This window comes from Paracoccus onubensis (assembly GCF_003591515.1).
In the GTDB taxonomy this organism is placed as follows: domain Bacteria; phylum Pseudomonadota; class Alphaproteobacteria; order Rhodobacterales; family Rhodobacteraceae; genus Paracoccus; species Paracoccus onubensis.
Window position 1 is genome coordinate 24,546 of the sequence record NZ_QZCG01000018.1, and the last position, 20,919, is coordinate 45,464.

Sequence of the window (20,919 nt, forward strand, 5' to 3'; positions counted from 1 at the left end):
GATCGGGCGGACAGTATGCCGGGCTTATCGGCGGGTCAATTGGCGCAGAATGCCATGCAGGATACGTACATCGCCGCGCGTCAGCACCAGCCGCGCCCACATGTTCCGCAGGTTCATCCGCATATTCGCCGCCTTGGTTTCAGGAAAGAAAAACCCGGCTTCAGCCAGCTTTTCCTCGTAATGATCGCCCAGCCGCTCGATCTCGATCCTGTCGGCCAGAATCTCGGCCCGTTCGCGGCGGGCATGGGGCGACGGCTCCGGCGGCAAATCGTCGCGGCCCCATTCATAGCCCATCAGCAGAACCGCCTGCGCCAGATTGAGCGAGGGGAAATCGGGATTGACCGGCACCGTCACGATCGCATTCGCACGGGCGACATCCTCATTCTCAAGTCCGGCTCGTTCAGGCCCGAAAATGATCGCCACCCGCCCCTGAGAAGCGCGGGCCGTCTCCATCGCGCTTTGCGGGGTATGGACGGGCTTCGACAACTCGCGCCCCCGCGCGGTGGTGGCGAATGCGAATTCCACCCCCTCCATCGCCTCGGCCAATGTCGGATAGACCCGCGCCCGATCCAATACCCGCCCGGCAGCCCCCGAGGCCATGGCCACCGCCTTTGGATTGGGCCAACCGTCACGCGGCGCGACAAGCCGCATTTCGGCCAGTCCGAAATTCAGCATCGCGCGGGCGGCCGCGCCGATATTCTCGCCCATCTGCGGGCGGACAAGGATGATGACGGGTCGACGATCGTTTTCCATGGCCTGCGCAATAGTCGCTCTGGCAGCGGCGGGCAAGCTGCGCTATCTGCAGGGGATATGCAGGAGTAGATCATGACCGAGGCCCCACAGCTTTACCTGATGACCCCCGCAGGCGCGCAAGCATCCGCGCTTGGCCCTCTTCTGACCGAGGTGATGGACCGTTTCCCGGTCGCCTGCCTGCGAATCCGCAGCGGCGCGGAAGAGGACGAACTTGGCCGTCTTGCCGATCTTGCCCGCGAAATCGCCCATGCCCGCGATGTCGCCGTGGTGATCGAAGATCACATCCGGCTGGTGCAGCGGCACGGGCTGGACGGCGTCCATCTGACCGATGGCGCACGCGGCGTCCGCGCGGCCCGCAAGGAACTGGGCGCGGATGCCATCGTGGGGGCCTATTGCGGCGCATCCCGCCATGACGCCATGAATGCAGGTGAGGCCGGTGCCGATTATGTCAGTTTCGGCCCGGTCGGCGAAACCGCATTGGGCCGGGGCGAGCAGGCGCCGTTCGAATTGTTTCAATGGTGGAGCGACATGATCGAATTGCCGGTCGTCGCAGAGGGCGCGCTGTCACGCGATCTGATCCAGAAATTCTCCACGGCCTGCGATTTCGTCGCAGTCGGCTCCGAGATCTGGGGCGAAGACGACCCTACCGCCGCGTTAGCTTCGATCTGGGACTGAGAGGGATCCCGCCGCAATATCTCCGCCCATAATATCTGCTCGATAAATCGCGGATGATTTGGCGAAAAACGCCCTTGATCGCGCCCTATTCACGATCTTATGCGCCAGCCTGCATTTTCATCACCTGCCGCATCTGATCGAATTCCCCTCTGCCCTTTCTTCTTCATCCAAATATCCCGGTCCGGGGTAGAGCCTGACCTGTGACGGACAGCGCCCCGGGCCAGACGCGTTACCATGGCGGGATTTCATGATTTCGTCATGTTTTCGTCGTCAGGCTGTCGCATAATCCTCCGAAACACGCCCCAAGCTGCACAGCTTTGCAAAGCAAGCATACGGGGCCGGGATGAGCGCGATCGACATTGCCTGTCTGGATAAATCCTTTGGCCAGACACAGGTTCTGCATCAGGTCGCGCTGTCCATCGGTTCAGGGGAGTTCGTCTCGGTCCTTGGTCCGTCGGGCTGCGGCAAGACGACACTACTGCGATGTATTGCAGGATTCGAGCGGATCGATTCCGGTCGAATCTCTGTCGATGGCCATCTCGTCTCCTCGCCGGATCATCATCTGCCACCCGAGCAGCGCGGCATCGGCGTGGTGTTTCAGAACTATGCGCTATGGCCGCATATGACCGTAGCGCAGAATGTCGCTTATGGCCTGAAGATCGCGGGCATGCCGCGCAGGGAACGCGAGGCCCGCACCGCCCATGCGCTGGATCTGGTCGAACTGGGCGGGTTTGCCGGCAGGCGCCCCGCCGATCTGTCCGGCGGCCAGCGACAGCGTGTCGCGCTTGCGCGGTGCCTGGCGATGGAAAGCCGGATCGTTTTGCTGGACGAGCCGCTTGCCAATCTGGATGTGCATCTGCGCGGCGCCTTGGAAGCCGAATTCGCGAATTTCCATGCCCGTTCGGGCGCGACGATGTTCTATATCACCCATGATCAGGCCGAGGCGCTTGCATTGGCCGATCGGGTCGCAGTGATGGATCACGGGTGCATCGTCCAGTTCGACCGTCCCGATGCGCTGTTTCGCCAACCCGCAACCGAAACCGTTGCGGGCTTCATCGGCGAAGGCCGCGTGATCGAGGCCGAACATATCCAGCCGATCGGCAATGGCCATGCCTCGGCTTCGCTGCTGGGGCAGTCGGTCCGGCTGCGATGTGCGCCAGATCAACGCGGACAGCGCAGCGGCAAAATCTCGTTCCACCCCGGCGATCTGGAATTGCTGGCGGAAGACGCCGCCCCGGGCTTTGACGCCCATGTCACCCGCGCAACCTATCGCGGCGCCTATCTGCGGGCAGAGCTTATGGCCGGACCCTCGGGTTCCGTGCCTCTGTCGCTGAATGTCGCCGCCCCGGCTTCGCTGACCCCCGGGCAACGGGTCCGGGTAGGGCTGCGCGATGGCTGGGTCATTCCCGTTCCCGCCGCGCGGGCCCAGTTTTAACCCTCCTCCAACCGAAGGACGAATCTCCCATGCGTTTCCTTTCCCTGTCCCTTGCCGCCACCCTGCTTTGCGGTGCGGCCCATGCCGAAACCACGCTGACCCTTTATACCAGCCAGCCGCCTGAACAGGCGCAAAGCACCGTGGACGCCTTTCAGGCGGCCTATCCGGATATCAAGGTCGAATGGACCCGCAACGGCACCTCGGCGCTGATGAATGTGATCCGCGCCGAGATCGAGGCCGGGCAGGTTCAGGCGGATGTGCTGCTTGTGGCAGATGACATCAATCTGGGTGAATTGAAGGCGGGCGGACACCTGATGGCTTATCCCGACGCGCCGGTCGAAAATTATGACCCGGCGACCTATGACGCCGACATGACCTATTTCGGCACCAAGGCCCTGACCACCGGCATTGCCTATAACCCCGATATCGCCGAGCCGGTCGAACGCTGGGCCGATCTGCTGACCGAGGAGAACCGTGGCCAGATTGCCATGCCCAGCCCGCTTTATTCCGGCGCCGCACTGATCCATCTGCACGCGCTGACCAATGCGCCCGATATTGGCTGGGCGTTCTTTGAGGGGCTGAACGATCTCGATATCGTGCCCGAGGGCGGCAATGGCCCGGCCACCAAGGCGGTCGCCTCGGGCATGGCGAAATACGCCATTCTCGTGGATGCGAATGCATTGAACGCCAAGGCCGACGGCTCGCCGATCGATTTCATCGCACCCAGCGACGGCGTTTCCTTTATCACCGAGCCGGTGGCCATCATGTCCACAACCGACAACGCGGACGCAGCGAAGCAATTCGTCGATTTCCTGCTGAGCGAGGACGGGCAGAAGCTGGTCACCGAACAGGGCTACCTGCCGATCATGCCAGGCATCGAAGGCCCCGAGGGTTTTCCAAAACTCTCGGATATGAAGCTGCTGGGCTACGACGTCCAGGAGGCCGTCAAGAACGACGCCGAAATGCGCGAGAAATTCTCGGAAACGTTCGGTCAATGACCCGATGCGTCAGGCGGTGATGCAAACGAAGCGCCCCTTGCGGGCGCTTCGGACATTCTTGCGGACGCAGGACGAACGCATTGTCATGCTGCTGCTGATCCTGTTCGTGGGCATATTGTCCATCGCGCCGCTTGCACGGCTGGGATATGCGGCACTGATCCCCGATGGCGGGTTCGATGCCGCGCGCATTCTCCGGACGCTTGCCGGGGGCCGGGTGATCGATGCGACGCTCAACACCATCTGGATCTCGGTTTCGGCCACCGCGCTGGCCACGGTGATCGGAACCGCCGCGGCACTGCTGGCCGGGCTGACCGATATGCGCGCGCGCACGCTCTGGGTCTTTGGCTTCGTGCTGCCGCTGATGATTCCACCGCAAGTCACCGCGCTTGCCTGGCTGCAGGCGTTTTCTCCGGCCAGCCCGCTGCTGGGACCACTTGGCCTGTCGCTGACGCCAGGCACGCGCCATCCGCTTTATTCTGCCGGTGGAATCGTCTTCCTGCTGGGGCTTTACAATGCGCCTTTGGTGTTCCTGTCGGTTCGTGCCAGCCTGTATCGCCTGCCCGCGCCGCTGATCGAAGCGGCCCGCTCGGCCGGAGCACGCCCGCTGCCCGTCACCCGTGACATCGTGCTGCCCTTGATCCGCGGCGGGATCTTTGCCGGAGCGGCATTGGCGTTCGTATCCTCGATCGGCAATTTCGGCATTCAGGCAATGCTGGGAATTCCCGCGCGGGTGCCCACCCTGATCACCCTGATCTACAGGCAAATGAATTCCTACGGTCCCTCGGCACTGAACGACATGGCGCTTCTGGCGCTTCTGCTGGCCGGGTTGACGGTCATGGGAATGGCTGTGACCGCATGGTTGGGCAAACGAGGCGATCAGCGCGTGGACAACAGCAGCCGGCCACCGCGCCTGTCGTTGGGCGCATGGCGCGCACCGGTCACGCTGCTGGCATGGGGCTATCTGGCGCTTTGCCTGATCCTGCCCCTGACCGCATTGCTGGGCAGCGCATTGGTGCGCGGCTATGGGCAACCGCTGAATGCCGAAACCATCACCTTCCAGAATTTCGCCAATGCACTGTTTCGTCATGAAGGCATCCGCGATGCCTTTCTGACCAGTCTGTGGCTGACCTTGGCGGCGGTGGCGGTGCTGATCCCGGTCTCGGTCGCGCTCGGCTATGTGTTAAGCTGGCGCCGGGGGTGGCTGGCCCGGGGACTGATGCTGGCCTCGGAACTGGCCTATGCATTGCCCGGCATCATCATCGGAGTGGCGATGATCCTGTTCTTTCTGCGCCCTCTGCCGCTGATCGGCACCGGGCTTTACGGTACCGTCTGGGTGATCCTTGCCGCCTATCTGTCGAATTTTCTGGCCCTCACGCTACGTCCGATACTGGGCGGTTATGCGCAGATCGACCGGGTTCTGGACGAGGCGGCGCAACTGACCGGCGCCAGTCTTTTCGCCCGCCTGCGCGATATCGCCCTGCCCGGTCTCGCCCCTTCGGTCATGGCCTCGGCGGTGCTGGTCTTCATGACCGCGATCAACGAGATTCAGGTCTCCGTCCTGCTGGTCACATCGCGGGCGCAGACCATCGGACCGATGATCATCTTTCTGGAAGAGGCAGGCTCCTCCACGCTGGCGGCGGCGGTGGGCTGCCTGATGGTCGCGCTTGTCCTGATCCTGATGCTGGCCAGCCTGATATTCGGCCGCCGGCTGCCGCCCGGGGTTTTACCCTGGCGCGACTGAGGGTGATTTCCAGAGCGGATGCCCCCCGCCGCAACGCATCGTCAAAGCGGGGTCTCACCAGCAAGCCGGGCAACGGCCGTTTTCGCCCGCGCATACAGGTCGCGGGGATCGGCGGTCTGCAAGCGGTGATCCTGAACGACCGCCCTGCCCTGCACATACACCGCCCGAGGCCGGATCGGTGCGCAGAATGTCAATGCGGCCACGGGATCCCATTGCCCGGCCAAGGGCAGGTCGCTGACATCCCACAGAACCAGATCCGCTTGCATGCCGGGCTTCAACGCCCCGATATCGCTGCGGCCCAACACGCGCGCGCCGCCAAGCGTCGCGATCTCAAGCGCTTCTCGCGCACCCATCGCCGCCGGACCGTCTTTCAGGCGAGCGACCAGCATCGCCTGCCGCGCCTCCAGCCCCAGATGGCTGCAATCATTGCTGGCCGAGCCGTCCACGCCCAGGCCCACCGGCACTCCCGCATCGCGCATGGCCCGGACTGGCGCGATCCCACTGGCCAGCCGCGCATTCGAACAGGGGCAATGCGCCACTCCGGTTCCGCTGCGGGCAAAAAGGTCGATTTCAGGGGCGGACAGCTTGACGCAATGGGCATGCCAGACATCGTCTCCGGTCCAGCCAAGGCTTTCGGCGTAATCCCCCGGAAGCATACCGAAATTATCCAGGGAATAGCGGATATCTTCATCATTCTCGGCCAGATGAGTATGCAGGCGCACGCCTTTCTCACGCGCCAGAACGGCGGCGTCGCGCATCAATTCACGGCTGACGGAAAAGGGCGAGCAAGGGGCAAGCGCCACCTGCACCATCGCCCCCTCGCCGGGATCGTGGAACGCATCCACCACCCGCTCACTATCGCGCAGAATCGCGGCTTCATCCTCGACCAGCGCATCGGGCGGCAATCCGCCCTTGCTTTCGCCGATGGACATCGCGCCCCTTGTGGCGGTGAAGCGGATGCCGATTTCCGAGGCCGCCTCGATGGAATCGTCCAGCCTTGCACCATTCGGGAACAGATAAAGATGGTCCGACGAGCAGGTGCAACCCGACAGCGCCAGTTCCGCCAGCCCGACCTGTGCCGAAAGCCGGATATCATCAGGTCCCATCCGTGCCCAGATCGGATAAAGTGTCCGCAACCAGCCGAACAGCGCCGCGTCCTGCGCGGCCGGAACCGCGCGGGTCAGGGTCTGGAACAGATGGTGATGGGTATTGATCAGACCGGGGGTGACAACGCATCCCCCGGCCTCGATCACCTCGGCGCTCTCGCGCGGCAGGTTGTGACCCACCGCTGCGATTCTGCCATTCTCGATCAGGATATCCCCGCCCGCGATCTCTTGCCGGTCGTCATTCATGGTGACGACGATATCGGCATTGCGGATCAGCGTCCTAGTGGCCTTCATTCGCGTGCCCCGCCTCTTTCACGGCTTCTTCGTCGATATGAGGCGCGCCATTATAGAACCAGTTCAGCAGCACCGCCGAAATCGCGGCCAGCAGGATCCCCGAATGGATCAGCGGGTGAAGCGCGTGCGGCATCCACTGGTTGAAATCGGGCGCGATCATCGGGATCATGCCGATACCCACCGAGATGGCGACGATGAACAAGTTATGCCGGTTACCGGCGAAATCGACACGCGCCAGAATGCGCACTCCGGTTGCGGCGACCATGCCGAACATGACCAGCCCGGCACCGCCCAGAACCGTGGTCGGAAGCGACTCGACCAGGGCGCCCATTTTCGGGATCAGCCCCAGCACGATCATGATCGCACCACCCGCCACGCAGACAAAGCGGGAGCGGATACCGGTGACCCCCACCAGCCCGACATTCTGCGAAAAGGACGTATAGGGAAAGGTGTTGAACAGCCCGCCAATCGCCGTTCCCAGCCCATCCGCCCGCAGGCCGGCGGCCAGAGGTTTCTGGGACAGCGGCTTCTTGCAGATATCGCTGAGCGCGAGGAACATGCCGGTGGATTCAATCATCGTGACCAGCATCACCAGCAGCATGGTCAGGATCATGATCGGATCAAAGGTCGGTATCCCGAAATGCAGAGGCTTGATCAATGCGAACCAGCTTGCTTCGCCGATCTTTTCGAAATGCATCATGCCCAGCATGGTCGCAACCACGCCACCCACCGCAATACCGATCAGCACGGCGATATTGGCAAGGAAACCGCTGGCATAGCGCGAGATCAGCAGGATCGTTCCCAGCACGAGCACCGCGATCAGGATATTCTGGCTTGAAGCATATGCCGGGTTGCTGATCGTCGGCGCAAGTTGAACGCTTTCAGGCACGCCGCCCGCGGCAATGGCCTGTTGCAGCCATTCCTGCGCCGCCGGGTCCACAAGCTTGGGCGCAGTCGGACCGGCCGGCAGACCGAAGATCCAGTTGATCCCGATAGGCATCAGGCTGATACCGATGGTCAGGATCAGGGTGCCGGTCACGACCGGCGGAAAGAAGCGCAGCATCTTGCTGACCACCGGCGCAAGGACAATGCCGAGCAGTCCCGCCGCGATGATCGAGCCAAACAGCGCCCTTGCCCCCTCATGTCCCGGCGTCGCGGAGGCGATCGCCACCATCGGCCCGACCGAGGCAAATGTGACGCCCATCATCACCGGCAGCTTGATCCCGAAATACTGGGTCGTCCCAAGGCTTTGAATGATCGAGACGATCCCGCAGACGAACAGATCGGCCGAGATCAGGAACGCGACTTCTTCGGGCGTCAGCTGCAACGCCCGGCCGACGATCAGCGGGACCGCAATCGCCCCCGCATACATGACCAGCACATGCTGAAACCCGAGCGTCAGAAGTTTCGGGGCGGGCAGGATCTCATCGACAGCATGCACCGCCCCTGATTCTCCTGCCTGAATAGTTGCGTCAGACATTGCGGACCTCCCTTTCCACTGATGTCGCTGTCGTGTCAGATATCGACCTCGACGGCCTTTTTTTGTTGTTTTGCCAGCTCCAGAACGGCCCCCGCGACTGCAAGATCCTGTAATCCAACCCCGGTACCGTCAAAAATCGTAACCTCCGCATCTCCACGTCCTTGGTGTTGACCGATAATCACCTGACCTATCGCGGTCACATCGTCAGTGGAAATGGATTTATCCGTAAATGCGTGCTGAAACTCCCCGATGCTGACCGATTGGGCAACCTCATCGGTAAACAGCCGCGACCGCGCGACCAGCTTCGGGTCAAGTTCCTGCTTGCCCTTGGTGTCCGTTCCCATCGCGGCGATATGGGTACGGCCCTTGACCTGACCATCCAGCAACAGCGGCTCGAATGCCGAGGTGATCGAGATGATCACATCCGCCTCTGCCCCCAGACGTGGAAGCTCCACGGCTTCGAAAGGCAGACCCAGTTCGGCGGCGGTATCGGCGAGGCGGGACAGCATCTCGGGATGCGGATTCCAGCCAAGCACCCGCTCGAAATCACCCACACGGGCGGCGGCCCGCATCTGGAACGCCGATTGATGGCCCGCACCGATCATGCCAAGCACCTTCGCGCCTTCAGGCGCAAGATGCCGGATCGAGACGGCGCTTGCCGCAGCGGTGCGCAGCGCGGTTAGCAGGTTTCCCCCGACCGCTGCCTGAACCCGGCCGGTATCGGCATCGAACAGAAACACGGTGGACTGATGATTGATCAACTCGCGTTTCTGGTTGTTGGGCCAGTAGCCGCCAGCCTTCAAGCCAAGGTTCAGGGCGCTGCGGTCGAAACCGCCCTTGAACCCGTAAAGCGCATCTTCATGCCCGATGGCTTCGCGCACCACGGGGAAGTTGCTGGCTTCCCCGCTTGCCATGGCGGCAAATACCGCCTGAACCGCATCGAACGCCGCTTCGGGCGTCATCAGCCCGGCGATCTCTTTTTCCGGAACGATCCACATCAGTAGGCCTTCCCCCGTGCCGAAACCGGCCACACCGTTTCGACCTTGCCGTTCCGAACACCCACATACCAGTCATGAACATTGCAGGTCGGATCGCAATGCCCCGAAACCAGCCGCAGCTTTTCATTGACCTTCAGCACCCCATTGGGGTCGCTGATCACGCCATGCTCGTCGCTGCATTTGATATATTCCACATCGTCGCGGCCATAGATGAAAGGCAGGCCACTATCGACCGATTGCGCCTTGAGGCCGGCATCGCAGATCGCCTTGTCGGGCTTCGCGTGACTCATGACGCTGGTCAGGATGAACATCGCGTTCTCCCATTCACCCTTGTCGATGCGTTTGCCGTTTTCGTCCAGGATACGACCGTAATCGGCATCCATGAAGGCGTAGGAACCGCATTGCAATTCATTGTAAACACCCGAATTGCTTTCGAAATAATAGCTGCCGGTGCCGCCGCCCGAGACCAGTTCGGGCTCCAGCCCCTCGGCCTTGAGCCCCTCGACCGCGTCTTTCACCTGCGCAATCGCGGCATCCAGCTTGGCCTTGCGGTCCTCATAGCTGTCGATATGCTGCATCGCGCCCTGATAGGCCTGAATTCCAAGGAAGTTCAGCCCTTCTGCGGCATCCGCAGCCTTGGCGATCGCCACGACCTCTTCGGTCGTTCTGACGCCGCAGCGTCCCGCCCCGCAATCGATCTCGACAAAAATGTCCAGAGTGGTGCCATGCTTTTGCGCACCAGCCGACAGATCGGCGATATTGGCGACGTCATCGACGCAGACAATCACCCGGCAGCCCAGTTTCGGCATCCGCGCCAACCGGTCGATCTTCTGCGGGTCCCGGACCTGATTGCTGACCAGAATATCCTTGATCCCACCGCGGGCGAAAACTTCGGCCTCGCTGACCTTCTGACAGCAAACGCCAATCGCGCCGCCCAGCTTTTCCTGCAATTTCAGCACATCGACGGATTTATGCATCTTGCCATGGGCGCGGTGGCGCATCCCATGCGCACGGGCGTAATCGCCCATCTTCTTGATATTCCGCTCCAGCGCATCCAGATCCAGGATCAGGCAAGGCGTCTGGATATCGGCCTCATCCATCCCCGGCAGGGCGGGAACGTCGAAACCCACTTCAAGATTGTCGAAATTCACAGGCGCGTTCATTGCAACTCTCCTTGATTCCACGGCAGCTTGTCGAGATCGACATTGCCGCCAGTGATGATGACGCCGACCCGCTTGCCGGCAAAAATATCGCGGTTCTTCAGGATCGTGGCCAAGGGCACGGCGCTTGACGGCTCCATCACGATCTTCATGCGTTTCCAGATCAGTTTCATCGCCTCGACGATCTCGGGATCCGAGGCGGTCAGGATGTCGGTGACATGGCGCTGCACGAAATGCCATGTCAGCTCCTTCAACGGCACCAGCAGACCATCGGCAACCGTCTTCGGGGCATCATCGGCGATGATATGCCCGGCCTTGAAGCTGCGCATGGCATCATCGGCCTGCGCGGGCTCGGCGGCATAAATCTTCACTTTCGGGGCAAGGTTCGACAGCGTCAGACAAGTGCCCGAGACCATTCCACCCCCGCCGATCGGGGCGATTACGGCATCCAGATCCTCGATCTGTTCGATCATCTCAGCCGAGCAGGTGCCCTGCCCCGCGATCACACGCGGATCATTATAGGGATGTACGAATTCGGCCCCCGTCTCGGCCACCACCTCGGCAAAGACAGCTTCGCGGCTGCTGGTTGACGGTTCGCATTCGACGACCCGCGCGCCATAGCCGCGAACCGCGTCCTTCTTGGCCTGAGGCGCGGTGCGCGGCATCACCACCGTGCAGGGTATCCCCCTTTGCCCGGCGGCATAGGACAGGCAAGTCCCGTGATTGCCGCTGGAATGCGTGGCGACACCACGGGCCGCCTGCGCATCCGTCAGGCCGAACACCGCGTTACTGGCCCCGCGCGCCTTGAACGCGCCGGCCTTTTGCAGGTTCTCGCATTTGAAGAACAGCTCGGCCCCGGTCAGTTCATTCAGCATGCGCGAGGTCAGAACCGGCGTGCGATGAATATGGGGCGCGATCCGTTCGCGCGCTGCCTTCATATCGTCCAGGGTTGGAATATACATGGCCTGATCCTTCATCACGCGGCCTTTTTCAATGCGGCGGCGCTTTGGCGGTAATGCTCCTGCGCGGCGGCGACACCGCTGCCCAGCGCGACAGGCAGGCCCAGATCGGCCATCACCATTTCGGCGGTCGCGATACCGGACAGCGCCATGACATCCGTCAGACTGCCCAGATGGCCGATGCGGAACACCTTGCCCGCGACATCGCCAAGTCCCGTACCGAATGCGATGCCATAGGCTTCAAGCGCATGGCTGACTACGAGATTCGCGTCGAAACCTTCGGGCACCCGGATCGCACTGACGCTATCGGAATAGAGTTCCGGCCGCAGGGCGCAAAGCTGCATCCCCCACGCGGCAATCGCCTGACGAACCCCCTCGGCAATGCGATGGTGGCGGGCGAAGACATTCTCCAGCCCCTCATCAAGCAACATCCGGGTGGACAGGTTCAGCCCGTTCAGCAGGCCGACCGGCGGCGTATAGGGATAACCGTTATTCGCATAGCCCTTGGCCATATCGCGGATATCAAAGAATGTGCGCGGCAGTTTCGCGGTTTCCGTTGCTTCCATCGCCTTGGGCGAGACGCCAACGATCGCCAGACCAGGCGGCAGCATGAAACCCTTTTGCGAGCCGGTGACGGCGATATCGACGCCCCATTCGTCCATGCGGAAATCCATGCTGCCGATAGAGCTGACCCCATCGACGAACAGCATCGCCGGATGCCCCGCCGCATCAAGTGCGCGGCGCACGGCGGCAATATCAGATTTCACGCCGGTTGCGGTCTCGTTATGCGTGGCCAGAACGACCTTGATCCGATGTTCTTTATCAGCGGTCAGGATCTCTTCGAACTTGTCGGCAGGGACACCACCGCCCCATTCTTGCGTCACGACCTGCACATCCAGCCCGTGCCGCTGGCACATGTCGATCCAGCGATGGCTGAACATGCCGTTGCGGGTCGCCAGCACCTTGTCACCGGGGGAAAGCGTGTTGCTGATGGCCGTTTCCCATCCGCCCGTTCCGGTCGAGGGAAAGACAAAGATCTGTCCCTTGACGGTTTTCAGAACCTTCTTCACCCCTTCAAGCGCGGGATGAAGGATTTCACCGAAAACCGGGCTGCGGTGATCGATGGTCGGCATGTCCACGGCCTTGCGCAAGACCTCGGGGATATTGGTCGGACCGGGGATGAAAACGGGATTCTGGTTTGTCATGACATTCCTCCTGCGAGTTATCCTCAGACTAACTCGGGTATTGCAATGCTGCAATTTTTCTGGAAAATATTTTCAATAGGCAGAATTATGCCATAATCTGGCGTCATTACAGATGGTTGGCATTTTCCACTTGCCGAAAGCCATTTTCGCCGCAATGAGGATACATCATCAAGCAGAGGTAAATAATGCCCGAACCTACCCGCCGCCGCGGCCGCCCGCGCAACTCAGGCGAATCTTCCGGCACCATTCAGGCACTGGACCGCGCTCTGGACATGCTGGACCTGCTGGCGGCCCAGCCCGGCCTGACGCTTAGCGAAATCGCCGAGCAGATGAAACAATCGCCCTCGACGGTCCATCGGGTGCTGCACACGCTGTCTGCTCGCGGTGTGGCCGAAGCCGATCCGGCGACACAGACATGGCATATCGGCCCGGCTACATTCCGGCTGGGTTCGGCCTTCATGCGGCGCTCAGGGATCGTCGAACGTGCCCGCCCCATCCTGCGCGGCCTGATGGAACATACATTCGAGACTGCCAATCTCGGTATTCTGAACGGCGATGCGGTGCTGTTCGTCGCCCAGGCTGAAACGCAAGAGACGATCCGTGCCTTCTTCCCGCCCGGTACACGTTCACCACTTCATGCATCGGGCATCGGCAAGGCGCTTCTGGCCTTCGGGCGTCCAGAAACCCTGCGGATGCTTCTGGATGAGGGTGAACTGATCCGTTTCACCGACAAGACCCTGACGACAGCCGCCGCCCTGCAGGAGGATATGACCCGCATCCGCGCCCGCGGTTTCTCTTTCGATGACGAAGAGAAGACGCGCGGCATGCGCTGCATCGCCGCCCCTGTCTTCGATCTGACCGGAGAGGCCGTCGCGGGCATATCGGTCAGCGGTCCGACGCATCGGATCGGCCATGAACATGTCAAGACGCTTGGCGCCGCCGTGGCCGCCGCCGCCCAGGATTTGACCCAAGCCATGGGCGGCTGAAAACCATCCATCAGACCAATCCGGAGGTATCCTGCATGCATGGCGGCACGCGCCTATCGCGCCGGGTCGAAACCTTCCACCCATTCGATCTGGCGCGGCAGGCAGCGCAGATGCAGATCATAGCCATCGCAAATTGTCTGGCGGGCGGCGCGTTTCAGCCGTTCGGCCTCGGGATCGCCTTCCAATCCACGGATCATCGCCGCAGACAGTGCCGCCTGATCGAAGAACGGCACCAGCCGCCCGTTCTCGCCATCGCGGATCACCTCGCGCACGGGTTCGGTATCCGACGCCACGATATAGGCCCCTGCGGACATCGCCTCGGTCAGTGACCAGGACAGGACGAATGGATATGTCAGGTAGCAATGCACGCGGGCAAGCTGCATCAGCGACAGATATTGCCCATAGGGCAGACGTCCGACAAAATGCACCCGTTCGGGATCAAGCCTTCCCCCGATTTCCTCGAGCATGACATCCTTCCAGCTTCGACCGTCTTCGGGCGACTTGCCGTAGCTGACGCCATCCCCACCGACCAGAACCACCTGGGCATCGGGACGCCGCGCCAGTACATCCGGCAACGCCCGCATGAAGACATGAAAGCCGCGATAGGGTTCCAGCGAGCGGGAAACGAAACTGAGCACCTCATCCCCGACCCGCAATTCGCGCCCGTTGGGAAGGATCAGCCGCGCGTCAGGGTTCGGGCGTACCCTTTGCGTATTGATACCATCATGGATCACCGAGATTTTCCGGCGCAGTTCCGGCGGGAAGCTGTCGGCCTGATACTGTGTCGGAGCGATGGCCGCATCCGCCTGAACGATGCCCTGAATCAGATGCGCCGAGCGCGCGACGGTCATCAGCCGTGCCTCAAGGTTTTCCGGAGACATTTCGGCATCAAACCCGACATCGGCACCGGTGGTCCGGTACATCAGTTCGGCATAGATCAGCAGTTTCGCTTCGGGCCAGATTTCCTTCAGAAACAATGTCTCGCCCCAGCCTGAATGGCCGATGATGACATCCGGGGTAAACCCGTGATCGTCGCGCAGCGCACGTGCGCCGCGGGCTGCCATCAATCCGCGTTCCGCATTGACCGAATAGGCCCGGCCCAGAACACCGTCGGTCTGAATCCTGTTCGGCTCCTTGTAGCGGACCGTCCGGACCGGAGAGGGCCGTTGGTTATTCGCATCCGTCAGCGCCAGAACCTCGTGCCCGCGATCGGCGAGTGCGGGGGCGAGATGGGGGAACTGTCCGGGAAAATTCTGGTGAACAAATAAAATCTTCATAGATCACGTTCAGGAAAGGCCGCTTTCAACAGAGCCCGGGTATATTCGGTCTTCGGATTGTTAAAGATCCCGGCAGCCTCGCCATATTCCAGCACCTCGCCCGCGCGCATGACCATGATCTGATGTGACATGGCGCGGACCACCCGCAGATCGTGACTGATGAACAGGAAGGTCAGGTTATGTTTTCGCTGAAGATCGCGCAGAAGCTGAACGATCTGGACCTGCACCGTCATATCCAGCGCCGATGTCGGCTCGTCCAGCACCACGACCTTGGGACGTAGAATCATCGCGCGGGCAATGGCGATACGCTGGCGCTGGCCACCGCTGAATTCATGCGGATAGCGATGCATTACCGAAGGGTCCAGCCCGGTTTCGGCCATGATCTCGGCGACCATTTCGCGATGGTCGCGGGTCGGATCGACCTCGTGCACGCCAAGCCCTTCCGCGATGATCTGCTCGACCGTCATGCGGGGTGACAGGCTGCCGAAGGGATCCTGAAACACGACCTGCATATCGCGGCGCAGCCGACGCAACTGCCTGCCCTGCCTGCCAGCGATATCCTGCCCCATGAGCAGGATCGGTCCCTGGCTCTCGATCAGCCGCATGATCGCCAGCGCCAGCGTCGTCTTGCCGCTGCCGGATTCTCCGACGATCCCCAATGTCTCGCCTTGCCTCACGGAAAGGGTCGCGCCATCCACGGCTTTCACATGCCCCACAACCCGGCGAAGAAATCCGCGCTTAATCGGAAACCAGACCTTCAGATCTCGGGTCTCGACCATCGTCTTTGCATCGTCGCGAACAGGATCGGCCATGCCCTTCGGCTCGGCCGCAAGAAGTTTCCTCGTATATTCATGTTGCGGATCCGAAAAGATTTTCTCGGTCGGTCCCTGCTCGACGATCACGCCGTCCTTCATCACGCAGACCCGGTCGGCGATACGGCGCACGACGCCCAGATCGTGGCTGATGAACAGAAGGCTAAGCCCCTCGGCCTTCTTCAATTCGGCCAACAGGTCGAGGATCTGCGCCTGAATGGTTACGTCAAGGGCCGTTGTCGGTTCATCGGCGATCAGCAGCTCGGGTCCATTGGCCAACGCCATGGCGATCATGATCCGTTGCCGCTGGCCGCCCGAAAGCTGATGCGGATAATCCGCAAGCCGCGATTCGGGATTACGGATGCCGACGCGGTTCAAAAGCTCTATCACCCGTTCCCGGGCTTTTGCGCCGGTCAGGCCCTGATGCAGCCTGACACTTTCCGTGATCTGCTTTTCCAGCGTATGCAACGGATTCAGGGATGTCAGCGGTTCTTGAAAAATAAAGCTGATATCGTTGCCCCTGATGGTACGCAGCAGTTTTTCAGGCGCTTCGATAATTTCCCGCCCTTCATAGCGCACCGAGCCCGAGACTTCGGCGGCATCCCCCAGAAGCCGCACCGTAGACAATGCCGAAACCGACTTCCCCGAACCGGATTCGCCGACCAGGGCAAGCGTTTCGCCCCGCCCGATATGGAAACTGACCCCTTTGACGGCATCGACACGCTTGCCGTCCTGCTGAAATGCCACGCGCAGATCCCGCACCTCCAGCACCGGATCGCAAGATGCCTCGCCGGGCTGTTCGGAGCGGATGATGGTGTCTTCGGCACTGGTCATTTGAACGTCTTCCGCGGATCGAAGGCATCGCGCACGCCCTCGAATATGAACACGAGAAGCGACAGCATAACGGTAAAGGTGAAAAAGGCCGTGAATGCCAGCCATGGCGCAGGCAGGTTCTGTTTCGCCTGCAGTGCCAGTTCGCCCAACGACGGAGCCGAGGTCGGAAGGCCGTAGCCCAGATAGTCCAGCCCGGCCAGCGTGCTGATCGTTCCGGTCACGATGAAGGGCAGCATCGTCATCGTCGCGACCATCGCATTAGGCAGAATATGGCGGAACATGATCTTGCGGTCCGAGACGCCAAGCGCACGCGCCGCCTGCACATATTCGAAGTTCCGTGCCCTGAGAAACTCGGCCCTGACCACCCCCACCAGGGCGGGCCAACTGAACAGGATCATGACAAAGACCAACAGCCAGAAACTTCGTCCCAGAACGGCAAACAGGATGATGATGACGTAAAGCGTCGGCGTCGAGGCCCATATTTCGAGCAGGCGCTGCAGGATCAAATCCGTGCGCCCGCCGAAATAGCCCTGAATCGCCCCGGCAGTGATCCCGACCAGCGATGCCAATGTCGTCACGATCAGGGTAAACAGGATTGAGGTGCGGAAGCCGTATATCACCCGCGCCAGCACATCGCGAGAGGTATCGTCCGTCCCAAGCCAGTGATCGGCATCGGGCGCGCTTGGCACCGTGCCGACATTATTGATGGTCCGGTAATGATAGGGGATCGGTGGCCAGATCATCCAGCCCTGCTCGGCTTTGGGGACATCGCTGGTCCCGTTGTCGATCGACGCGATGATCTGTTCGGGCTCGTCCCAGCAGGCTTCACGGCCTCCGCTTTTGATCAGGCATTGCACTGCCGGGTCGGTATAGATCGCTTCGGTATTGAAATCGCTTCCGAATGCGCTTTCGGGATAGAAATTCATGACCGGCCAGTAAAGCTCTCCGCGATAGCTGACGACGATCGGTCTATCATTGGCAACGAGTTCGGCAAAAGACGAGATCACAAACAGGATCGTCAGGATCACCAGCGACCAGAAAGCGCGGCGATTGCGGCGGAAATTGCGCAGGCGGCGACGATTGAGTTCCGAGAGCGCCATCACCCGTCCCTCTTCTCGAAATCGATCCTTGGATCGACCAGAACATAAGTCAGGTCGGTCAGGATGCCGATCACCAGACTAAGCAGGCCAAAGACGTAAAGCGTGCCGAAGATCAACGGATAATCGCGCTTGACCGTCGCCTCGAAGCCCAGCAGGCCCAGACCGTCAAGCGAGAAGATATTCTCGATCAGGATGGACGACCCAAAAAACGCACCGAGGAAGGTGGCCGGAAAACCCGCGATCACGATCAGCATCGCATTGCGGAAGACATGGCCATACAGCACCCCCCGCTCGGTCAGGCCCTTGGCGCGCGCGGTCATGGCATATTGCTTGCTGATCTGATCCAGGAAGCTGTTCTTGGTCAACAGGGTCAGCGTCGCGAAAGCCGAGATCGACATGGCGATCACCGGCAGCGCGGCGTGCCACATATAATCCAGGATCTTGCCCCAAAGCGAAAGCTCGGACCAGACGGAGACATCGCTGGTCAAGCCGCGGAGCGGGAAAATCTTCCAATAGGTGCCGCCCGCGAAAAGCACGATCAGAAGCACCGCGAAAAGAAAGGCCGGGATCGCATATCCCATGACGATAATGCCGGACGTCCAGTTGTCGAAACGCGAACCGTCCCGGACGGCCTTGCGGATCCCCAGCGGAATCGAGATCAGATAACCCAGAAGCGTCGACCATAACCCTAATGTGATCGATACCGGCAGTTTCTCGATCACCAGATCGATCACGTCGCGCCCATAGAACCAGCTCTCCCCGAAATCGAAGCGCAGATAATTACCCATCATCATCAGGAAACGTTCATGCGCGGGCTTGTCGAAGCCGAATTCCTTTTCAAGCTTCGCGATGAATTCGGGTGGAAGACCATAGGCGCCCTTGTACATCTCTTCCGAGCCGCCCACCTCGGCGCCGCTCCCGGAGAGATTGGCGAGGACATCCCCTTCGCCCTGCATCTGCGCGGCGATTTGCTCGATCGGGCCGCCGGGCACGAATTGCGTCAGCGTGAAATTGATCAGCATGATGCCAATCAGCGTGGGGATGATCAGCAGCACTCGCCGCAGGATATAGGCGCCCATCAGCCTGTCCTTCTGCCCACCCCTTCGGGGGTCGCGGACCTTACCGGCCCTGTTCGATTATCTTGCCTTGTGGGCAATCCGGCACCCGAAATCAAGCCAAGTGATCGTTACTGCAGCACGCCATCTTGCTTGAGCTTATCGAGTTTCTCGGGGTTGGCCCACCAGAAATCCGTCACTCCAAGCGCATGGGGCGGCAATTCCTTGGGATGTTCGTAGTAATCGTAATATGCAACCAGATAATCCGGTTTGTACCATTGCGGCACCCAGAAGCGCAAAGCCCGCATCACCCGGTCAAGGGCACTGATGACGATATTGGTTTCTTCCAGCGTCGTCGCTTTCTGGCCATGCGCGATCAGGGCATCGACGGCAGGATCGGCCAGCCCCATCGGATTGAAGACATCATTGGCGTCTTCCGATCCGTAACGCTGCTCCATTCCGCCGGCAAAGACATAGGCCCCGCCCAGCGTCGCTTCCACGATATCGAATTCATGCGAGCGGGTGCGGGTCGTCAATTCGGACGGATCAATGCGGGTGGCCACGGCATCCACGCCGATCGTCCGAAGGTTCTGGACAAAGGGCGTCGTGTACCGTTCGACGCTTTGGTTGGAATAAAGAAATTCGACCTTCAGGGTCTGCCCCTTGTCATTCCGGCGCATTCCGTCATCGCCGGTGCGCCATCCGGCCTCTTCCAGCAGCACACCGGCCTGACGCATGTTCTTGCGATCCAGCTGGCGTTCGCCGGAAACCGGCGGAGACACCGGCTCATCGGTCAGAACGCCTTCGGGCAAGCTGTCCGCCAGAGGTTCAAGCAAGGCCAGTTCGGCTTCCGACGGAGTACCGCTGGCCTTGAGATCCGAATTCTCCCAAAGTGAGGTGACACGCTCATTCAGATCGTAGAAGAGCGCGGAATTGCTCCACTCGAAATTGAAGGCGAGTCCGATGGCTTCACGCACACGCGGATCCTGAAATTTCTCGCGCCGCAGATTGAATACCCATGCGTCGGCATCCGCCAGATCGCCATTGGGGATTTCTTCCTTGATCACCTGACCGTTTTCCACAGCAGGGAAATTATAGCGCGTTGCCCAGTGCTGATCGGATTGCTCGGCTCGGAACGTATAGATCCCGGCCTTGAACGCTTCGAAAGCGGCATCGTAATCGTCGAAATATTCGAAGCGCAACCTGTCGAAATTGTTCCGTCCGATATTGATCGGCAAATCCTTCCCCCAATAATCGGGGTTTCTTTTCAAAGTGATCGAACGGCCGAAATCCTGCCGTTCCAGCGCATAGGGACCCGAGCCGAGAAACGGCTTTTTCGTCGGCTGTTCCAGATCGTAATTGTTATCCTCGAAATCCTTTTCGGAGAATACGCTCATCCCGCCCATCTGCGAAATGATATCCCGACGCGGAGCTTCAGGCGTAAAGACGAATTTGACGCGATGCGGATCAAGCACCTCTACCGACGCGACATATTCCTCAAGCATGGTACGATAAGAGGAAAACGCCTTTTCGCGCAGCATTTCATAGGTGAATTTCACGTCATCGGCGGTCAGCGGCGTGCCATCGCTGAATTTCGCCTCGGGCCGCAGATTGAAGATCACCCAGTCGCGACTTTCCGGATATTCAATCGTTTCGCAAAGCAGGCAATAACTGGCCAGAGGATCGTCAGCGACCGGAATCATCAAGTTCTCGATCGCCATGACGCTGGGCGCCGTCGCCCGCCCCCGGAACGTATAGGGGTTGAAGCTGTTATATCCGCCGATTCCGTATTGCGACAGTTCCCCCCCTTTGGGCGCGTCGGGATTCACGTAAGGCAGATGCTTGAAATCCGCAGGCAGGCTCGGTTCGCCGAAATAGGTAATGCCGTGAGATTTGATGATCGTCTCGCCATCGGCAGATGCCTCTTGTGACAGCGCAGCCGGGGCTGCTCCCAGGGTCAGGGTGGCGATCAGGACGAGATGGCGCATCGGCAGGCTCCTGCAAGGAATGGTCAGGCGCAACGCTAGGCAGCCGCCGCCCGACGATCAACC

Annotated in this window: 17 protein-coding genes; 5 read left to right on the forward strand and 12 right to left on the reverse strand. The window is 60.7% G+C overall.

Annotated features, from left to right (window positions below; all coding sequences use genetic code 11):
* Positions 1-24 precede the first annotated feature (24 nt).
* Positions 25-753: an RNA methyltransferase gene (locus tag D3P04_RS20910; RefSeq protein ID WP_119751820.1), complete on the reverse strand. Its 729-nt coding sequence runs from the start codon at positions 751-753 to the stop codon at positions 25-27.
* A 72-nt stretch (positions 754-825) separates the two neighbouring features.
* Between D3P04_RS20910 and D3P04_RS20915 the strand changes: the two genes are divergently transcribed.
* From D3P04_RS20915 to D3P04_RS20930, 4 genes are all read left to right on the forward strand, one after another.
* A complete protein-coding gene (locus D3P04_RS20915) occupies positions 826-1,428 on the forward strand; it encodes a thiamine phosphate synthase (RefSeq protein WP_119751821.1) in 603 nt (200 codons plus the stop codon).
* 343 nt (positions 1,429-1,771) lie between these two features.
* The gene (locus D3P04_RS20920; RefSeq protein WP_119751822.1) at positions 1,772-2,863 is read left to right on the forward strand and encodes an ABC transporter ATP-binding protein; all 1,092 of its coding nucleotides are present in this window, start codon (positions 1,772-1,774) and stop codon (positions 2,861-2,863) included.
* 29 nt (positions 2,864-2,892) lie between these two features.
* The gene (locus tag D3P04_RS20925; RefSeq protein ID WP_119751823.1) at positions 2,893-3,861 is read left to right on the forward strand and encodes an ABC transporter substrate-binding protein; all 969 of its coding nucleotides are present in this window, start codon (positions 2,893-2,895) and stop codon (positions 3,859-3,861) included.
* A 19-nt stretch (positions 3,862-3,880) separates the two neighbouring features.
* Complete coding sequence (locus D3P04_RS20930; RefSeq protein ID WP_220475384.1) at positions 3,881-5,602, forward strand: ABC transporter permease; 1,722 nt, start codon at positions 3,881-3,883, stop codon at positions 5,600-5,602.
* 41 nt (positions 5,603-5,643) lie between these two features.
* Here D3P04_RS20930 and D3P04_RS20935 read toward each other — a convergent pair whose 3' ends face one another.
* From D3P04_RS20935 to bhcA, 6 genes are read right to left on the reverse strand one after another with little or no spacing between them, the layout of a single operon-like run.
* The gene (locus D3P04_RS20935) at positions 5,644-7,002 is read right to left on the reverse strand and encodes an 8-oxoguanine deaminase (RefSeq protein ID WP_119751824.1); all 1,359 of its coding nucleotides are present in this window, start codon (positions 7,000-7,002) and stop codon (positions 5,644-5,646) included.
* On the reverse strand, positions 6,989-8,482 hold the full coding sequence (locus tag D3P04_RS20940; RefSeq protein ID WP_119751825.1) for a nucleobase:cation symporter-2 family protein: 1,494 nt from the start codon (positions 8,480-8,482) through the stop codon (positions 6,989-6,991). The genes D3P04_RS20935 and D3P04_RS20940 overlap by 14 nt, the downstream gene beginning before the upstream one ends.
* 35 nt (positions 8,483-8,517) lie before the next feature.
* Complete coding sequence (bhcD, locus tag D3P04_RS20945; RefSeq protein WP_119751826.1) at positions 8,518-9,480, reverse strand: iminosuccinate reductase BhcD; 963 nt, start codon at positions 9,478-9,480, stop codon at positions 8,518-8,520.
* Positions 9,480-10,643, reverse strand: a complete 1,164-nt coding sequence (gene bhcC / locus D3P04_RS20950) for a 3-hydroxy-D-aspartate aldolase BhcC (protein WP_119751827.1) — start codon at positions 10,641-10,643, stop codon at positions 9,480-9,482. Before bhcC ends, bhcD begins: the two co-directional genes overlap by 1 nt.
* A complete protein-coding gene (bhcB, locus tag D3P04_RS20955; RefSeq protein WP_220475385.1) occupies positions 10,640-11,617 on the reverse strand; it encodes a beta-hydroxyaspartate dehydratase BhcB in 978 nt (325 codons plus the stop codon). The genes bhcC and bhcB overlap by 4 nt, the downstream gene beginning before the upstream one ends.
* Positions 11,617-12,804, reverse strand: coding sequence for an L-aspartate--glyoxylate aminotransferase BhcA (gene bhcA, locus D3P04_RS20960; protein WP_119751829.1), 1,188 nt, complete (start codon positions 12,802-12,804; stop codon positions 11,617-11,619). Before bhcA ends, bhcB begins: the two co-directional genes overlap by 1 nt.
* 185 nt (positions 12,805-12,989) lie before the next feature.
* On the opposite strand from bhcA, the gene bhcR reads away from it, so the two are divergent.
* Positions 12,990-13,790 (forward strand): HTH-type transcriptional regulator BhcR, encoded by an 801-nt coding sequence (bhcR, locus tag D3P04_RS20965; protein WP_119751830.1) that lies wholly within the window; start codon positions 12,990-12,992, stop codon positions 13,788-13,790.
* 53 nt (positions 13,791-13,843) lie between these two features.
* Here bhcR and D3P04_RS20970 read toward each other — a convergent pair whose 3' ends face one another.
* From D3P04_RS20970 to D3P04_RS20990, 5 genes are all read right to left on the reverse strand, one after another.
* Positions 13,844-15,067 carry a glycosyltransferase family 4 protein gene (locus tag D3P04_RS20970; RefSeq protein ID WP_119751831.1) on the reverse strand — a complete coding sequence of 408 codons (1,224 nt, stop codon included), beginning with the start codon at positions 15,065-15,067 and terminating at the stop codon, positions 13,844-13,846.
* Complete coding sequence (locus D3P04_RS20975) at positions 15,064-16,713, reverse strand: ABC transporter ATP-binding protein (RefSeq protein WP_119751832.1); 1,650 nt, start codon at positions 16,711-16,713, stop codon at positions 15,064-15,066. The genes D3P04_RS20970 and D3P04_RS20975 overlap by 4 nt, the downstream gene beginning before the upstream one ends.
* The gene (locus tag D3P04_RS20980) at positions 16,710-17,813 is read right to left on the reverse strand and encodes an ABC transporter permease (protein ID WP_119751833.1); all 1,104 of its coding nucleotides are present in this window, start codon (positions 17,811-17,813) and stop codon (positions 16,710-16,712) included. Before D3P04_RS20980 ends, D3P04_RS20975 begins: the two co-directional genes overlap by 4 nt.
* Positions 17,813-18,892 (reverse strand): microcin C ABC transporter permease YejB, encoded by a 1,080-nt coding sequence (locus D3P04_RS20985; RefSeq protein ID WP_119751834.1) that lies wholly within the window; start codon positions 18,890-18,892, stop codon positions 17,813-17,815. Before D3P04_RS20985 ends, D3P04_RS20980 begins: the two co-directional genes overlap by 1 nt.
* 107 nt (positions 18,893-18,999) lie before the next feature.
* The gene (locus D3P04_RS20990; RefSeq protein ID WP_119751835.1) at positions 19,000-20,856 is read right to left on the reverse strand and encodes an extracellular solute-binding protein; all 1,857 of its coding nucleotides are present in this window, start codon (positions 20,854-20,856) and stop codon (positions 19,000-19,002) included.
* Positions 20,857-20,919 lie beyond the last annotated feature (63 nt).